Annotated in this window: 15 protein-coding genes and 1 tRNA gene; 6 read left to right on the top strand and 10 right to left on the bottom strand. The window is 45.5% G+C overall.

Features of this window, described 5'->3' with window-relative positions; genetic code table 11:
* The first annotated feature begins 101 nt into the window (after positions 1–101).
* A complete protein-coding gene (locus AC6RV6_RS12155; RefSeq protein WP_500241106.1) occupies positions 102–1,514 on the top strand; it encodes a Dyp-type peroxidase in 1,413 nt (470 codons plus the stop codon).
* Between the two features lie 56 nt (positions 1,515–1,570).
* Here AC6RV6_RS12155 and argB read toward each other — a convergent pair whose 3' ends face one another.
* From argB to AC6RV6_RS12140, 3 genes are all read right to left on the bottom strand, one after another.
* Positions 1,571–2,464, bottom strand: coding sequence for an acetylglutamate kinase (argB, locus tag AC6RV6_RS12150; protein WP_500241105.1), 894 nt, complete (start codon positions 2,462–2,464; stop codon positions 1,571–1,573).
* 189 nt (positions 2,465–2,653) lie between these two features.
* Positions 2,654–4,381, bottom strand: coding sequence for a succinate dehydrogenase/fumarate reductase flavoprotein subunit (locus tag AC6RV6_RS12145; RefSeq protein ID WP_500241104.1), 1,728 nt, complete (start codon positions 4,379–4,381; stop codon positions 2,654–2,656).
* Between the two features lie 109 nt (positions 4,382–4,490).
* Positions 4,491–4,634 (bottom strand): hypothetical protein, encoded by a 144-nt coding sequence (locus AC6RV6_RS12140; protein WP_500241103.1) that lies wholly within the window; start codon positions 4,632–4,634, stop codon positions 4,491–4,493.
* 226 nt (positions 4,635–4,860) lie between these two features.
* On the opposite strand from AC6RV6_RS12140, the gene pstA reads away from it, so the two are divergent.
* The 3 genes from pstA to AC6RV6_RS12125 all read left to right on the top strand — a co-directional run bounded on the left by pstA (position 4,861) and on the right by AC6RV6_RS12125 (position 9,897).
* Positions 4,861–6,723, top strand: coding sequence for a phosphate ABC transporter permease PstA (pstA, locus tag AC6RV6_RS12135; protein ID WP_500241102.1), 1,863 nt, complete (start codon positions 4,861–4,863; stop codon positions 6,721–6,723).
* 20 nt (positions 6,724–6,743) lie between these two features.
* A complete protein-coding gene (locus AC6RV6_RS12130; protein ID WP_500241101.1) occupies positions 6,744–7,568 on the top strand; it encodes a phosphate ABC transporter ATP-binding protein in 825 nt (274 codons plus the stop codon).
* A 130-nt stretch (positions 7,569–7,698) separates the two neighbouring features.
* Positions 7,699–9,897: a phosphoketolase family protein gene (locus AC6RV6_RS12125; RefSeq protein WP_500241100.1), complete on the top strand. Its 2,199-nt coding sequence runs from the start codon at positions 7,699–7,701 to the stop codon at positions 9,895–9,897.
* Between the two features lie 121 nt (positions 9,898–10,018).
* Here the strand turns inward: AC6RV6_RS12125 and AC6RV6_RS12120 are convergent, their stop codons facing one another.
* From AC6RV6_RS12120 to remA, 6 genes are all read right to left on the bottom strand, one after another.
* Complete coding sequence (locus AC6RV6_RS12120) at positions 10,019–10,471, bottom strand: ATP-binding protein (RefSeq protein ID WP_500241099.1); 453 nt, start codon at positions 10,469–10,471, stop codon at positions 10,019–10,021.
* A 75-nt stretch (positions 10,472–10,546) separates the two neighbouring features.
* Entirely contained in the window at positions 10,547–11,122 is a 576-nt protein-coding gene (locus AC6RV6_RS12115) for an ATP-binding protein (protein ID WP_500241098.1), read from the bottom strand.
* Positions 11,123–11,150: 28 nt separating this feature from the next.
* Entirely contained in the window at positions 11,151–12,149 is a 999-nt protein-coding gene (locus AC6RV6_RS12110; RefSeq protein ID WP_500241097.1) for an anti-sigma factor antagonist, read from the bottom strand.
* A 113-nt stretch (positions 12,150–12,262) separates the two neighbouring features.
* A complete protein-coding gene (locus AC6RV6_RS12105) occupies positions 12,263–12,913 on the bottom strand; it encodes a DUF3318 domain-containing protein (RefSeq protein WP_500241096.1) in 651 nt (216 codons plus the stop codon).
* 110 nt (positions 12,914–13,023) lie between these two features.
* Complete coding sequence (gene gmk / locus AC6RV6_RS12100; RefSeq protein ID WP_500241134.1) at positions 13,024–13,689, bottom strand: guanylate kinase; 666 nt, start codon at positions 13,687–13,689, stop codon at positions 13,024–13,026.
* 35 nt (positions 13,690–13,724) lie between these two features.
* Positions 13,725–13,988: an extracellular matrix/biofilm regulator RemA gene (gene remA / locus AC6RV6_RS12095; protein ID WP_500241133.1), complete on the bottom strand. Its 264-nt coding sequence runs from the start codon at positions 13,986–13,988 to the stop codon at positions 13,725–13,727.
* Between the two features lie 137 nt (positions 13,989–14,125).
* On the opposite strand from remA, the gene AC6RV6_RS12090 reads away from it, so the two are divergent.
* Complete coding sequence (locus AC6RV6_RS12090) at positions 14,126–15,871, top strand: Rqc2 family fibronectin-binding protein (protein ID WP_500241095.1); 1,746 nt, start codon at positions 14,126–14,128, stop codon at positions 15,869–15,871.
* 246 nt (positions 15,872–16,117) lie between these two features.
* Positions 16,118–16,190, top strand: a tRNA-Phe gene (locus AC6RV6_RS12085).
* Positions 16,191–16,421: 231 nt separating this feature from the next.
* Here AC6RV6_RS12085 and AC6RV6_RS12080 read toward each other — a convergent pair.
* Positions 16,422–17,528, bottom strand: a complete 1,107-nt coding sequence (locus tag AC6RV6_RS12080) for a tyrosine-type recombinase/integrase (protein ID WP_500241094.1) — start codon at positions 17,526–17,528, stop codon at positions 16,422–16,424.
* Between the last annotated feature and the right edge of the window lie 36 nt (positions 17,529–17,564).

The raw sequence follows: 17,564 nt of genomic DNA, 5'->3' as shown, positions 1-17,564 counted from the left end.
CAATTCGCAATTGGGTCGCGTTAGCTCTAAAACATGGGTTGAGGTAGCGTCTTTCTTTCTACCTCAGCCTCTCTACACCATCAAAATTAAGGAGTTTCAAAATGGCACTGAGTGAAGAAGATTTGAGCGCAGTTTTGGAAAACGGTATCGATCCGCAAAATCCGGGAAAATATGCCGATTTACTGGAGGATTTGCAGGGCAATATTCTCCGAGGTCACGGACGAGATCATAGCGTTCACTTATTTTTGCAATTTAAAGCAGGAAGTGTTGATGCCGCCAAAGAATGGATTGCAAATTTTGCTCAAAACTACGTGAAATCGGCAAAACAGCAATCTGATGAAGCCGTCCGCTACCGAAAAGAAGGGATAAGCGGAGGGTTATTTGCTAACTTTCTTTTATCCCATGACGGGTATCGGTATTTCGGTATTAAACCCTTCAAAATCCCCAAAGATGAGCCTTTTCGCTTTGGCATGAAAAATGAATCCGTGAAGAATTTACTCGGCGATCCGGCAGTAGATGAGTGGGATACGGGCTATCAAGCCCCTCTACACGCTTTAATTATCATGGCGGATGATGATGTGGTGGATTTGTTGCAAGCGGTCAATCAAATGACCCAAGATTTGCGAAAAGTTGCCGAAATCGTTCATCGCGAAGATGGTTTTATCCTCAGAAATAATAAAGGCCAAATCATCGAGCATTTTGGCTTTGTGGATGGAGTCAGCCAACCGTTATTTTTAAAGCGGGATATCGTGCGATCGCGGGTGAATAATTGCGATTTTAGCAAATGGGATCCCAGAGCGCCTTTAAACATTATTTTGGAGCAAGATCGCAACGGTCAAACAGAAGATAGTTATGGCAGCTATTTGGTGTACCGCAAACTCGAACAAAATGTCAAAGGTTGGAATGAAGATGTGGTGGGATTAGCGAACAATTTGAAGGTAGAACCCGAGCTAGCCGGAGCGTATACGATGGGACGCTTCCAAGATGGGACTCCTCTCACGATGGCGGACACGCCTTCCCATGCAGTTACCCCTACCAATAACTTCAACTTTAATGAGGATACGCAAGCCACGAAATGCCCATTTCACGCCCATATCCGCAAAACGAATCCTCGCGGCGATACCGGACGCACTCCTTCTGCTCCCAGTTACGATCAAGCCTTTGATGCGGAATTGAACCATCGCATTGCCCGTCGCGGGATCAGCTATGGGGATAACGATATGAATCACGAACCGGAAACGGGGTCGGGTTTACTCTTTTTGTGTTTCCAAGCCAGTATTGAAAATCAATTCAATTTCATGCAGTCAGTTTGGTCAAATCAACCGAAGTTTGTGGAAGTTGGTGTGGGTCCGGATCCGGTCATTGGTTCGCCGGAAGGGACGCAAAACTGGCCGAAAGAATGGGGTCAAGAACCCAAGGAAAATATTCCCTTTAAGTTATGGGTGAATATGAAGGGAGGAGAATATTTCTTTGCGCCGAGTATTAGTTGTTTGACTCATATGACTTCGATTTAATTTATTGTTTTCTCCTCTTTTGTAGAGACGCTATTCATAGCGTCTCTACAGTTTTTTTAGGAGGAATAACCCGAGGCAACAATCATCGATCCGATCCCTTCATCGGTAAAAATTTCTAACAACAACGCATGAGGAATGCGCCCGTCAATAATATGGGCAGCCTTCACACCTTGGGCAAGCGATCGCACACAGCAATTCACTTTCGGGATCATTCCTCCAGCGACAATGCCTGCATCAATTAATTTTCTGGCTTGTTGAATATCTAATTTAGTTAATAAGGTCGAAGGGTCTGTATAGTCTTCTAAAATTCCCGCCGTATCCGTGAGTAAAATCATTTTTTCCGCCCCTAATGCTGCCGCAATTTCTCCAGCTACGGTATCGGCATTAATATTATGAGCTTGTCCGTCAGCATCCGCCGCAACGCTAGAGACAACAGGAACGTAACCTTGTTCTGTGAGTGTTTCGATGATCTTAATATCAACGCTACTGACTTCTCCGACAAACCCGATCCCTTCTTGACCGACATGGCGAGCAGTAATTAAGTTACCATCTTTGCCGCACAAACCAACTGCCGAGCCACCAGCATGATTTATGAGAGCAACGATTTCTTTGTTCACTCGTCCGACTAACACCATTTCCACCACATCCATTGTCGGGGCATCCGTCACGCGTAACCCATCCTTAAATTGAGGCTCAATACCGATTTTGCCCAACCAAGTATTAATTTCCGGACCGCCGCCGTGAACGACGACGGGACGAACGCCCACACAAGACAGAAAGACTATATCGCGAATCACCCTCTCTTTCAAGTGAGAATCTTTCATTGCTGCCCCGCCATATTTAACGACCACCGTTCGCCCGGCAAACTGTTGAATATAGGGAAGGGCTTCGCTCAAAACTCGCACCCGCGTTGCTCCGATTTCCTGAATGTATTCGCTTTCGCCTGCCATAAATTTGTTTGTGAATAACAATAACTAATGACCTTTACCAAAAATAATGATATTTTTTAGTCAAATCCAATACATTTTCACCTAATCTTAATCTCTGCTCGAAGTGAGAGGTGTTTGATAGCCAAAATCAGTAGTCGCGATAATTTCGGCTTTAACATTCAATGGCGGTATGATGGGTTGGTGATTGAATCAATATTTTCTCTCTTTGGGTTCAAAGCGATTGATGACCACTAACATATATTTGAGGTCGATTGCTTTGGGAGAATAGTAGGCGAGAGAATGTTTGAGAAAATTGCGATCGTCTCGTTGGGGATAATCTTCTCGAGAATGCGCCCCTCGGCTTTCTTTCCGACGTAATGCAGAAGTGAGAATCATTTCCGCCACGATCGCTAAATTCTGCAATTCTAAGGCTTCCACTAACTCGGTATTCCAACACAGATCGCGATCGTCGAGATATATTTGCGAAAGTTTGCCTTTCAATGCTTGCAACTGCCTCAGACCTTCCTGCATAATTTCTTCCGTGCGAAAAACGCCGCAATGTTCGCTCATGCAGTCTTGGAATTGGTTACGCAACTCAGCAATACGAATGGTTCCTTTTTGGTTAATCAGATCGTGCAGGCGCTGTTTGGCGCGGGTGAGATAGGTTTGAGCGTCGAATGCAGGCATCGGGCGCGAGGGGACGTAATGGGCGATCGCTTCTCCGGTTTTGCGTCCGTAGACCACGCATTCCAACAGGGAATTACTCCCAAGGCGGTTGGCACCGTGAACCGAGACGCAGGCGCATTCCCCCGCCGCAAAAAAGCCTTCTACGACCTCACTTCCACTCCTTCGCACCCGTCCTTGGGTATTGACGGGGATGCCTCCCATCGAATAATGGGCAGTGGGACGCACAGGCATGGGTTCGTTAACGGCATCAACCCCCACTAACCGATGCGCTTCTTCCCAACAAAAAGGGACGCGACTCATAATGGTTTCTTTTCCCATGTGGCGCAAGTCCAAATGGACGAAAGATCCCCCCGCACTCCCATCGGCATGAATGCCCCGTCCGGCACGAATTTCCAACGTAATTGCCCGAGAGGTAATATCCCGAGGGGCGAGTTCCATTTGTTTAGGGGCGTAACGTTCCATAAACCGTTCCCCATCGCTATTGCGTAAATATGCTCCTTCTCCTCGCACGGCTTCAGAAATCAATACGCCAACGGGGTACAATCCGGTGGGGTGAAACTGGACGAATTCCATGTCTTCCAAGGGCAATCCCGCGATCGCACACATGGCCAAACCGTCTCCTGTGGAGGCAAAATCGTTGGAGGTGGTGTTAAAGACTCGCCCATATCCTCCCGTTGCAAACATAACGGCTTTGGCGCGGACGATTTCAATCGTTCCGTCAAGAATGCGGTACATGACAATGCCTTTGACTTCGTTTTCTTCGATAATAGGTTGCAGGACATACCATTCATCGTAAATAGTGACTCCGTTACGGCGCAAATTGTTAACCAATTCGTGCAGGATGGCATGGCCGGTTTTATCGGCGGCGTAGCAGGTGCGTTTGTGAGAATGCCCCCCGAAAGCACGTTGGGAAATGCGTCCGTCTTCGAGGCGGGAAAAGAGAACCCCGAGGTGTTCGAGGTCAATGATGACTTGTGGGGCTTCTTTGGTGAGAATCTCGACGGCATCTTGATCGGCGAGGTAGTCGGAGCCTTTGACGGTATCGAAGGCATGTGCCTGCCAATTATCCTCGGGATCGACATTTTGTAAACTGGCAGCGATCCCTCCTTGTGCAGCGACGGAGTGCGATCGGATAGGATGGGTTTTGGCGACTAAGCCCACGTCAATTTTAGGGTCGATTCGTTTAATTTCTAGGGCAGCGCGGCAGCCTGCGAGTCCACCACCGACGATAATGACATCATGTTCTAGCATTGAGGTTCGGAAAATTTGGCCTGATTCTATTTTGGGGGATGCGATCGCTCGAAATTGTTAATTTTTTTAGCTTAATTTTTGGTGCAAGACATGATTTCGCTGTTTTGCTTTAACTTATTGCCAATTTGCCATCCCGCACCAAAAGTACGCGATCGCTTTTTGCTATCTCGACTTGTGCTGGAATTGCCAAGGCTGTCGCATCAGTAGTCCTTTTATTGTTCTCCTTAAGTCCGTGTTTTTCTCGATTTAACACGAGTTAACCTATTTTTAACCGAAAAGTTGGAAAGTTTTTGGAAAGATAGAAAGATGTCCAAAGTTACAAAATTAAGGAAAATCCATTTAATTCATGCAAAACAAACGCCTCAGAATTTCTTTTGCCAAAGCAATAAACGAGACCATAATATTATATGAATGACCCTCACTTGTCCTCAAAGTCATCTTCTCAATGTTTTAAAAAGGGATCGTTGGTTGGTTTGTTCATGAGAGAACGCATTATTGAAGTCAGTTTAGCGATCGCTGCCGCAATACCTGTGTTAATTTCCCTTGCCATTCTGGGGGTTTTTCTGTACGAGGCTGCTTTTTTCTTTCGAGAAGTCTCTTTTTGGCAGTTTTTGACGGATACTCAATGGACTCCCCTCTTTGCGAGTCAAAAATTTGGCATTTTTGTCCTTGCTAGCGCCACGTTTTCGATTGCCGGTATTGCTATTCTCGTGGCTATTCCTCTCGGCTTGCTCGCGGCAATCTATCTGGCCGAATATGCCCCCCAACAAGTGCGACAAATCCTCAAACCAGCTTTGGAGACTTTATCGGGCATTCCCACGATTGTCTATGGCTATTTTGCCCTGTTATTCGTTACTCCTCTACTGAAAAATTTTATTCCCAGTATTGGGGGATTTAATGCTTTGAGTGCGGGCTTGGTTACAGGGATTTTAATTACGCCCATCGTTTCTGCAATTAGCGAAGAGGCGATCGAAAATGTGCCAGCAGAATTGCGAGAAGCCGGATATTCCCTCGGCTTTACCAAACGAGAAAACATCTTGCGAACAATTTTACCGATCGCTTTTCCGGGGATTATCGCTGCCATTACCCTTGCGGCTTCCCGCGCCTTGGGGGAAACGATGATCGCTTCGATCGCGGCGGGACAAAATCCCAATTTAACCCTTAATCCTCTCGTTCCGATCGAGAGTATGACGGCGTTTATTATTCAAGTCAGTTTGGGGGATATTTCCGGCAATTCTTTTATTTTTCATACCCTGTTTACCGTTGGTTTCGTCCTATTTCTTCTTACTCTGGCTTTAAACTGGTTGGGACATTGGTTGGTATACCGTCACGAACAGATGATGAAAGGGCTGACCATTCCCTCCGCAGAACTCGATCGTGATGCCTCAATGCAATCTAGCTTGGTGGGGGCGATCGCGACATTAAATTTTCCCCTCGATACGCCTTTATCCTTTGAGAAAGCCTTAAAGCGCCGTCAGCGTTACGATCGCCTCTTTCTTGCCGTTGCCTTGCTCGCCACATTAATTGGGGTTGTCGTCTTAACTATTTTACTGGCAAATGTACTATTTAGAGGAATTCCCGTCCTGAATGGAGGCTTTTTTACCAGCTTTGCTTCCCGGAATGCAGAGAATGCGGGAATTTTTGCAGCACTGACGGGAACATTGTGGTTATTAGTCCAGACCGCAGCGATCGTCTTTCCGATTGGTGTTGGGGCAGCAATTTATCTGGAGGAATATTTACCTCGCAATACCTTCAGTTATATTTTAGAAATTCACTTAGCCAACCTCGCTGCCGTACCTTCAATTATCTATGGGTTGCTGGGTTTGGCTTTATTTGCCCGGGTTTTGCAGCCTGTAACGGGAGGACGCAGCTTGCTTTCGGCGTCTCTCGTTTTGGCCTCGATCGTTTTGCCCCTCGTCATTATCGCCACGCGCGGAGCCTTGCGATCGGTTCCTCCAGGTCAGCGTCAAGCAGCCTTTGCAGTAGGAATGACTCAATGGCAAGCCATCCAAAATGTGATTTTACCTTCGGCGTTACCCAGAATTATTACAGGAATGCTCTTGGCATTATCCCGCGCCATTGGTGAAACTGCCCCTCTGATTGCTGTCGGGGCAGTTGCTTTTGTCTCCTTTGTTCCGGGATTTTCTCTGACTGGCTTGCAGAGTAATTTTACGACTCTGACTACACAGATTTTCTATTGGGTCGCTCGCCCTCAAAAAGAGTTTCACGATTTGGCGGCGGCAGCAATTCTCGTGTTGGGTGCGCTCGTTTTCGCGATGAATATTTTTGCGGTCTTATTGCGAGATTTTTATCACCGCCCAAGAAGAATTAATGAACAATAAACAACTAATAACTAACAACAATGAATAACCAGCAATTGACGACCGATAACCAAAAATCAATCACTAATGAAGTGATTTTACAAGCAGAAGATGTTTCTGTTTCCTACCACGGAATTCCAGCATTACAAAATGTCAATCTAGAAATCTATAAAAATCAAATTACGGGTTTTATTGGAGCGTCAGGATGTGGAAAAAGTACATTTTTGAGATGTTTTAACCGTCTTAACGATCTCATTCCCGAAGCCCGAATGACTGGAAAAATACGCTTTTTCGGTCAAAGTATTCACCGCATGAACCCGGTAGAAATTCGCCGTCGTATCGGCATGGTTTTTCAACGTCCCAATCCTTTTCCGAAGTCGATTTACGATAATATTGCCGTCGGTTTACGAGTGAATGGCTATCGCGGTAATCTCGACGATCGCGTCGAAACAGCATTGCGTCACGTAGGATTATGGCGTGAGGTGAAAAATAAACTCAAGAAAAATGCGCTAGATTTGTCTGGAGGACAACAACAAAGATTGTGTATTGCCCGCACGATCGCGCTTAATCCAGAGGTGATTCTCATGGACGAACCCACGGCAGCTTTAGACCCTATTTCGGCGGGAAGAGTGAATGATTTATTGATGACAATGCGGCAATATTATACGATCGTTCTCATTACTCATAATTTAAAACAAGCCGCATTAATTACCGATCGCGTTGCTTTTTTTAATGTAGAAAATAATGTTCGAGGCGATCGGGTAGGCAAGTTAATCGAATATGCACCCACCCTCGATATTTTTGTCAATCCTACTCAACAAACCACTTGGGATTATGTTATTCCGGGATCGCGCTATGCGTCGTGATTCAATAATCGATAACGGCTTTCCTACTCTTTATTCTTTACCTCTAGAGAGGTACATTGATTCCCTGTGAACCCGGCAAACTGTAAGATTGACTTAAGAATTATAGCGATTTAACGAGGAATCTTACAGTATGACCGTTGCTACCGCAATCCCGGCATTTTGTCAAGGAATTCAGTATTTTAGCGAAACCTTACCAGAGTTTGAGAAATACGGAAAAAGCCCTGCTATTGGCGAAGGACAAACTGCGATCGCTTCTCCTAAAGATCCTGCTGCAGTTTATCAAACGATGCTGATGGCAGATGCTTTGCGTTATTTAACCTTGCAAATTACCGCCTCAAAATCATCGGGACACCCCGGAGGATTTGCCAGTATTGCTGACGGAATCGCGGCTTTAATTCTGTTAGGGTACAAGAATATTATTACCGAGGTCGGACATCACGCCCCTGGATTTTACAGCACCATGTTCCTCGATCGCTCTTTGGAGGAGATGGGGATAGAAAATGTACAGCAGATGCGCGATCGCTATCGAGAAACCGACGGTCTTCTCGGTCACTTATCCGGTCAAATTCCCGGTCTTCTCAACCCCGCCGGACCTTTAGGACAAGGACAGCATTTCGCAATGGCAGGAGCTAAGTTACATCCCGGAACATTATTTCCAGTCACGATTGGGGACGGTGGTTTAGGAGAGCCTTATATTGTGAGTAGTATGGGGCATTTTAATACAGCTTACCCTAAAGTGACGAATTTCCTGCCCATTTTAGTCTGGAATGGCTATTCTCAAGAACATCACAGCATGGTTTCGACAAAAACCAATGATGAGATGATCGAGTATTGGGGAGGAAATGGGTTTAAAGAAATCTTCCTCGTGGATGCAAAAGATTATGACGATGCCCAACAAGCGGGAGATTATGTCGATAGTACCGCATTTTCTTTACCCAAGCGTTTAGCGTTTATGGAAGCCGTTTTAGATGCGACGGATCGGGCGGCTAAATGTGCTTTGAATGGTGAATTAACAGTTTTAATTATCAAACAGTTGAAAGGGGCTGGAGTTCACAAGCGCGGAGCAAAATCACACAATCTGTATCCGGGGGATACAACAGAAAAAGATTATATCGTCGATGCGTTAAAAGCAAGGGCATTAACCCCCGAAGCGTGGGAATTAGTGCGAACGAATTGCACGCGATCGCATGGTGGACCCGCCGCGAAAACGGTGATGACAGAAAAAGAGCATCCCATCCCTCCATTAGGTCAACTTCCTTTAGATGAATATGTAGTAGGCGGTGATAAAAAAGTTGCGACAACTGCAATGGGTGCATTGGTCGGTTATGTGGGAAAAAACGATCCTAATTTTGTTTTAACTAATGCGGATGGAAATGCAGCCTCGGGAATTAATAACGTTAATATTGCCTTGAAAATTGTTCATCCTACGGTTGATGAAGACTATTTTCAACAGCCAGACGGACAAGTTTACGAACCTTTAAGCGAGGATGCTTGTGCGGGTTTAGCGGCAGGCTTAGCGTTGTTTGGAGCGCGGACTTTGTGGTGTTCTTATGAATCTTTTGCGATTAATGGTTTACCTATTTGGCAAACTGTAACGCAAGCAATGGCAGAATTACGCCGCCCAACGCCTTCTACCATTACGTTATTTACGGCAGGAGCATTAGAGCAAGGGCGTAATGGTTGGACGCACCAACGTCCAGAAATTGAAAACTATTTTGCTGCATTAATGCGAAATGGCAATGTATTTCCTTTATTTCCTTGCGATGCCAATAGTATTCAAGCTTGTTATGAATGGGCTTTAGGCACAAAAAATAAAGGCATTACGATTACAGCATCTAAGTCGCCTTTACCTATTCGCAACACTTTTGAACAAACGCGGCAAGGGTTAGAAGAAGGCGGTTTTATCCTGCAAGAAATTTCCGGAGAAAAAACGGTAGTTTTTGCCGTTATTGGCGACATGACTTTGATTCCTGTTTTGGATGCAGCAGAGCAGTTAAAAGCTCAAGGAATTGGCTCAAAAATTATCAGTATTATCAGTCCTCGTCGTTTATATCGTCCTTCGGATACGGCTTATAAAACTTGTTCGGAATCTGATGGCGGTTTCCTAGATGATGCTGGTTTTGAACAGCTGTTTGGCGGTGATGTTTTATTGGGTATCACTGGCGGTTCTTCAGCGATGTTAGAACCAGTGATGTTGCGGAGTTCTTGTCAGCGAGATACTTTTGCTTGGAAGCGTGGAGACACGGCTGCGAGTGCGAGTGCAGTAATGGCGTTAAATGGTTTAACCGCCGATGCTTTTGTGAAGCGTGCTGTTGAATTATTAGGGTAATTTAGTAGGGTGGGCAATGCCCACCCTATTTTTGCATTGAGTCTCGGAAAAACTCGCGATCGCATTGCCAAAGATAGTTTATAATACAAATGCGATCGCCAAGAATTAAACTGAGAAACAATTAAACTGAGAAACCCAGATCGCTATCTTGTAAATACTTGCGTAAAATCAAACAATTGCGATCGCAGCCTCCTTTCCCTTTCACGCGAACATAACAGATTTCATCCATTAACGCATTCATCCACTCTAATCCTCGTTCCCCCACCTTCAGAGGATTTTCGGGTTCTTGCTGAATTTCCTGCAACCTTGCTGCCAAATCAAACTGCTTTCCTTTATCCCAGATACAGATCTCTAATAAACGATTGCTTAACACCATCTCCACCTCAATGATTGTCTCCTCCGGCAAATGTTCGTGAGCGTGACGCACGGCATTCGTAAACCCTTCTGCAAGTGCCAAACGACATTTAAAATAGACTTTCTCAGACAGTTTCGTCCCAGCCAGCCGATCAAATTCTACTAATACTGGCAATAAGGCTTCGAGATTAGTTTTGACATCAAAGTGCGATCGCTGCATCAGAATCTACATTGCGTCGAGAATCAAGAGCGGATCTACGATTTTATCGTTTATTCTGCTGCGATTGAAAAGATTTCAACGAATTGAATTAAACCTGAGAGCAAGTGCTGAAAACTTCCGGAGCAATAATCTCGTTATTTTGCGTAAAATTCGTTCGATTTTTCTGATAACACGCTTGAGAAAAGAAATAAAGCCTGCTCTTTGAGAAGAGTGTTGAGGTAGCTGTTTGCATAAAATAAGACAATTGCGATCGCGCCAACGAGAAAAAGTTCCATCCCCAGCCGGAATATATTGACAATCATCCATCACCTTATAAATTAAGCATAATCCTCGCCCTCCAACAGCCCAAGGATCGTCATCGCGTTGCAATATTTCATGCAACCGTCTATCCCAGTCAAAAGGTTGTCCGCAATCCCAAATTCGCATTTCCAAACCGCGAGGGAATAGGGCGATTTCGAGATCGATCGGTGTATTGGGCGGCAAATTCCGATGAGCGTGGCGCACGACGTTCGTAAAACTTTCTGCCAATGCCAATTCACACTCCCAATATAATTTCCGGGAGAGGCGAGGAGAAACCAGTTTTTCAAACCGATCCAACACTTTTGGCAGATCGCCTAAATCTGTTTGCAAACGCAGATCTAGTTTTTTCAAGGGTCGGTTTCGTTTTTTTATACTTTGTTTAAACAGCACCGCTATTCTTATGAAATAAAATCCAGATGGTTTTCCAAATTAGTTTAATATCGTACATTAGACTCCAATTTCGCTGATAGCGCAAATCGAGTTCGATGACATCCTCGAAATTACGGATTTTCGATCGCCCGTTTACCTGCCATTCTCCGGTCATGCCGGGTTTAACATCCAAGCGCTGCCATTCTGGTATTTTATACGATTCTACCTCTTTGGCCGTGGGAGGTCTCGTCCCTACCAAGCTCATTTCTCCCTTGAGAACGTTCCAAAATTGAGGGAGTTCGTCGAGACTGGTGCGCCGTAAATATTTACCAACTTGGGTGACGCGAAAATCTTTATCATTCTTAAAAAACGCTCCGGATGCCTGATTTTTTACCTTCGTTTTGAGTTGTTCGGCATTGTTGCACATGGAACGAAATTTCCAGATGCGAAATCTTCTGCCTAACCACCCACAGCGCTCTTGCGCGAAGAAAATCGGACCCGGACTGTCTCGTTTAATCGCGATCGCAATGGGAATAAATAAAATCCCCGTAATGGTCAATCCAACTAAACTACCAACAATATCAATGGCGCGTTTCGTCCAAGACCGCACGGAAGGATGTGTTTCCGGCAGTCGGCGATCGATGTTAGCTGCTGTGCCTTGGGAAACTTCCGCAGGAATAGGATGAATCGTCAAAACGCGATCGAGTCCCGTCATTGATAAAACAGCCATGACAGGGGGACGAACGTTTTTGAGCACGAGACGAACATTTTGAGATTCAGATGTTTTAAAGTTGCTGACTAGAGTGCCAACACCGCTACTATCAATAAAATTCGTATTTTGGAAATCGAGAACGATCTCCTCGGGAGTCGAGGCCGCTTCTAAGAGCATCTGATAAGCAGTTTTAAATTCAACGACCTCGAGGATACTCAAACGAGGAGGAAGAGAAACGATCGGAGTATCGTTAGAGAAGACAATCGGAAAATGTTGGTTGGTTGGTGTCTCGGTCATCTCTGTATCGTACTCCGCGTTTGTTTTGGTTTCGATCCCTATTTTTCCCAGAACCATTGCGGTTGCTACATCTATATACAACAAAGGTTACAGCCATAAATATCCTCTAGTTTTTAAAGTGCAGGCCGCGTTCCGGGTTGGGACTCCATTTTTGCTTTTGCTTTAGCCGCACTACGTCGAAGCGCCTGTAAGCGGGTTTCATAACGCTTCCGTTGTTTGCGGTTGGGGGTTTGTTCGACCAAGGTTTTCAATGCACTGCCTAAACTTTTGTAAGCGTTGGGCAAACTGTAGCCAAAACGAGTTGCGAGGGCGATCGCTTTTTCATCAGCCTCAATATTTTCTGCCAAGCGTTTGTCGCCATTGTTTTTTTGCCAGAGGCGAAACCCGGAAAAGCTGCATAATCCTAACGCTAAGATCAAAAGCAAACCGTCTTGTACCCATAATTCCCCAACTGCTCCTCCCAAACCAATCGCCAGAGCAGCCATTTCCCAGCCTTCTCGGGGAATGGTATCATTTTGGATGCGTCCGACCTCGTGCCAGAAGAGTAGGTTGCGCTGATCGATCGCCAAATTATCCCATTTGGCTAAATCTACTTGAATTTCAATTTCATCTCGTCCCAACTCTTCGCAGCGAATGAGGGGAGGACTCACATCCGTGGCAGACTCGACCATGACCCAGCTTTGTAATTCTGGGGGAAGTAGGCTTTTCAAGCGTCGGAGTTCGCTCATCTCCGCTCTTGCCGAAGTAGCTGCATACGATGTCATAGGATTTTTACCGAATCAATAATAATATGTCTATGCTTTTATCTTAACTCTTGAGCAGGGAACAGGGAAGAGAGGGTGATGAGGGAGATATTTATCTTGACATCTACCCTTTAGCCTTCATTTTTCCGTCCCCAGATGGCTTGTTCGATTTGGACGATCGCGGTTTCGAGGTCGTCGTTAACAATTTGTAAGTCAAATTCTTCCTTCGCATCTAATTCTGCTCGGGCGCGTTCGAGTCTGCGGGTAATCGCCGCCTCGGATTCGGTACCGCGATCGCGCAATCGGCGTTCTAATTCTTCTAGCGAGGGAGGGAGTATAAAAATACGATAGGCTTCGGGAAAACTTTTTTCAACTGCCCTTGCTCCCACCAACTCAATTTCTAAGAGAACGCATTGACCGAGGGCAATTTGTTCTTCAACATTTTGCCGAGGGGTACCGTAATAATTGCCTGCATATTCCGCCCATTCTAAAAACTCTTCCTTTTCAATGGCGGTTTGAAAGGCTTCCCGCGCCATAAAAAAATAATCTCGTCCGGAAACTTCCCCCGGTCGCGGCGGGCGAGTGGTGGCGGAAATGGAAAGATAAAGATTAGTATGGCGATCGCGTAAGGCTTTAATTAAGGTGCCTTTGCCGACACCAGAGGGACCCACCAAAACGATCAATTGACCGCGTTCTCGATCTTTGAGTCGATCGCTGACAAGGGTTTCTCGTTCTGTGTCTGGAAGGAGGCAATCGGGTTGGGCTGCTTTTCGGGGAAGTGTTTCAGGCATTTTTATTGTTCATTGTTCATTGAAATAACCCTAGACTCGAGTTAAGCATTAAAGTTTCCTTCTTTATGACTGACAAAGCGATGTGCTACGGTTTCCGGTTGAATTGCTGATAAAACAACATGACTGGAATCGGTAATAATCACTGCACGAGTACGGCGACCGTAAGTGGCATCAATCAGTTGTCCGCGATCGCGGGCTTCTGTAATAATACGCTTAATCGGCGCGGATTCGGGACTAACAATCGCAATTATGCGGTTGGCAGCCACAATATTGCCAAAACCGATATTGATCGGGTGAATATCCATGAGAAACGAACGGCTTACCGTTTCAGGAGCAACGATCGGGCTTCCTTTCATGTTATCTAGAAAAATCAGGAAACGGTTCGAGTCCCACAATTAAGTTCAATTGGCAATCCTCTACCTTATCTCCCTCATTTTTTCTCATGCAGTCCGTAGACTTCACCACTCTAACCGCCGTTTGTGCAGATTTACGATCGCGTTGGCTTCCCGCGCGAGTCGAACAAGTTTATCAACGCGACGTTCAGACTATTTTTATCGCCTTGCGAACCTTAGAAGGACGGGGATGGCTGACAATTTGTTGGCATCCTCAAGCGGCGCGAATTTGTTTGGGGAGTCCCCCACCGCACGATCGCGATACTTTTACGTTTAGCGATCAATTGCGACATCAATTAAATGGGTTAGCCTTAATTGCGATCGCGGCTGTGGCTCCTTGGGAGCGGGTGATTGATTTACAATTTGCTCAACGTCCCGATGATGCTCCCTTGTGGCATCTTTACGTGGAAGCGATCGGTAAGTATAGCAATGCAATTTTGACAGACGATCGCGATCGCATCGTGACGGTGGCGCATCAAGTCGGTGCCAAACAATCTCGGGTTCGCACGGTGCAAACGGGACAAGCTTACGAACTCCCACCCTCACTCCTTGGTGATATACCGCATTTGGAGGAGACGCAAGGGCGTTGGCAAGAGCGAGTCAGTCTTGTACCCGGGGCGATCGGTAAGCAATTAGTGAAAACTTATCGCGGTTTGAGTCCCACCTTGGCTCATTTAATGCTAGAGATGGCTGGAATCGAACCATCGCGATCGACAGAGGATTTAAGTTCCTCAGAATGGGAGCAATTATTTCAACGGTGGCGAGAATGGTTGGCGGCGATCGCAACGGAAAATTTTACCCCCGGATGGACTCAAGCAGGTTATACGGTTTTACCTTGGGGATTAGTGAAACCAGAAAAAAATGTACAGGAGTTATTAGATCGTTACTATGGCGATCGCATAACTCTCCAACAATTTCAGCAGTTACATCACCAAATCGCTCAAAAGCTCAAAAATGCAGGTAAGAAATTGGCACAGAAGGCGCAAGGATTTCGCGATCGCCTCGCCCAATCGGAGGATGCAGAGATATATCGTACCCGTGGGGATTTGTTGATGGCATATCTGCATCAATGGAAACCGGGAATGAAATCGATTTCCCTTGCAGATTTTGAGACGGGAGAACCCGTGATAATTCCTCTCAACCCGGAAAAAAATGCCGTCCAGAATGCCCAAGCATTATATAAGAAGCACCAAAAACTCAAACGCGCTCGGGATGCGATCGCCCCCCTTTTGCAGTCAGTCGAGACGGAGATACAGTATTTAGAGCAAGTCGAGGCAGCATTGAGTCAGCTAGATCGATATCAAAATGCAGAAGATTGGCAGGCTTTGCGGGAAATTCGTGAGGAACTGGTACAGCAGGGATATTTAGCAGCCAGAAAAGGCGACACTGGCAAGGGACGCGATCGCGATCGGGAATCTCAACCCCATCGCTACCAAACCCCCTCGGGCTTTGAAGTCTGGATCGGGCGCAACAATCGCCAAAACGATCGCCTTTCTTTTGGGGTTGCGGGGGATTACGATCTTTGGTTTCATGCCCAAGAGATCGCCGGGAGTCACGTTTTATTGCGCTTAAAACCGGGATCTGTGGCAGAAGATACCGACCTACAGTTTGCGGCGGATTTGGCGGCGTATTATAGTCGGGGGAGACAGAGCGATCGGGTTCCGGTGGTTTATACTCGTCCCAAGTTTGTCTATAAACCCAAGGGAGCCAAGCCTGGAATTGCCATTTATAAACGAGAGCAAGTGGTTTGGGGGCGATCGCAAAAGGCAAAAGAGTATCTCAACGCTCTCCAATAGTCCCTAGTTTCACGAATTGTTTTGGCAAGATATGTATTTGCTGCTACAATACTCCTCGGTAAAGAAATATTACAAGCCGCGCCGTCGAGAACGGGAGGTTTGAATTTTCTCTATTTCAAACGACAGACTACGAACTTGACCAACCAGTAGGGGCTTCTGCTGGTTTTTTATTTTTTAGGTCAAAAAATGAGTTGCAAAATTTGCGATCGTTCGTTAGACTAGAAAAGCGTCATTTGAAAAAGACGTGCCGGGATAGCTCAGTTGGTAGAGCAGAGGACTGAAAATCCTTGTGTCGGGAGTTCAAATCTCCCTCCTGGCATTCCCAGACATACCACTGCTTAAGGTTTTGACATTGTAACACGATAAACGACAAAACCGCCAATTTTTACCCATTTTGACTATTTTTGACTATCGTTTGACGATCCTGTTTTTCTAGGGATTACAAGGGCTTTAACCGTTCTCGAGAGGATTTTGACGATCCGTAGTATGGGGTCGAGGGGAAATCGGTGAAAAATTAGTACAGTTTGGCGATCGCGATCGCATTCATGGTTTAGAGTTCGGGAACCCCCAAATTGCTGACTAATCCGGCGTAATGGGCGTAGACGGTTTTGGGGCTGTTTCCGACCCATTGCGCGACGGTATGAACGGGAACACCCTCTTCTAGGCAAAGGGTGATAAAGGTGTGCCGCGTGTTGTATTGAGGTCTGTAATCAATTTCTGGTAACGTCTTGAGAATCGATTTCCATGCCCGGTTGAGGAAGTTGTGAGCGTCGATCAAGTTGCCGTTTGGCGACAAGAACACGATCGCAGATTCACTGGGGATACTGGCAAGCTGATCGAGAAGAATGGGTCTAAGTTGGTTATTGATAGGAAATCGTCGGATTTTGCGAGTTTTAGTATCCTTACGATTTTTTCTCACAACGGCTTCAGAGATAGTAATTAAGGATAAATCGGGTGCGATATGTTTGCGTTGCAATCCTACCGCTTCAGAAGTTCTGCAACCTGTAAAAAATAAGAATTTGACATAGTTTAAATAATGCTTGTAATAGCGAGAATGAGCAAAAGCATTAATAATCATATCTCGCTCTGTTTTCGTAAAAGGATTAATATTGTCTCGGCTTTGTTGCTTCGCTTTGATTTTGACTCCGAAGAAAGGATTAACAGATAATAATTCCTCTTCTACTGCCCATTCACAGCAAGCGTTAATGTAGGTTAAAACACGCTTAGCTGCATTAATTGATAGATGTTTTTTCAGATAAGAACGAATCCCTTTTGGATTATTTAAGGTATAGTAATCGGGAAGTTGAGCAATATGATTTCTAACTTTTTTGTAATCAATATCAATAGTAGTTTTAGTCAATTCTTTGGCTTTGACTTGGGTGAATTCTTCCCAGAGTTCTAAGAGCGGGGGATATTTGTCTTGGATGTAGTCGGGCTGATATTTTCGGAGGGTGAGATCGAAGCGTTCGTAAGCGATGTCAGATTCAATTAATTCTGCTTTTGCTTTTGCCAGTTTTCTATTATCTTCTGTGTCCTGAAGACTCAAAGAGAAATATTTTTGCACGCCTCCATATAATTGACGAGGAAGGCTTAACCGCAATCTTCCTCTGACTACTTCTAATCTGACTGTGCCTTTTTTGCTGCGTTTTGATGTCATGGATCTGATTGTTAAAATAAGGCGATCGCAGAATCA

The sequence above is a fragment of the Spirulina sp. LEGE 11439 genome, assembly GCF_059821285.1.
The sequence above is the reverse complement of the archived record's forward strand: the minus strand, read 5'-3'. Positions and strand labels throughout refer to the sequence as shown.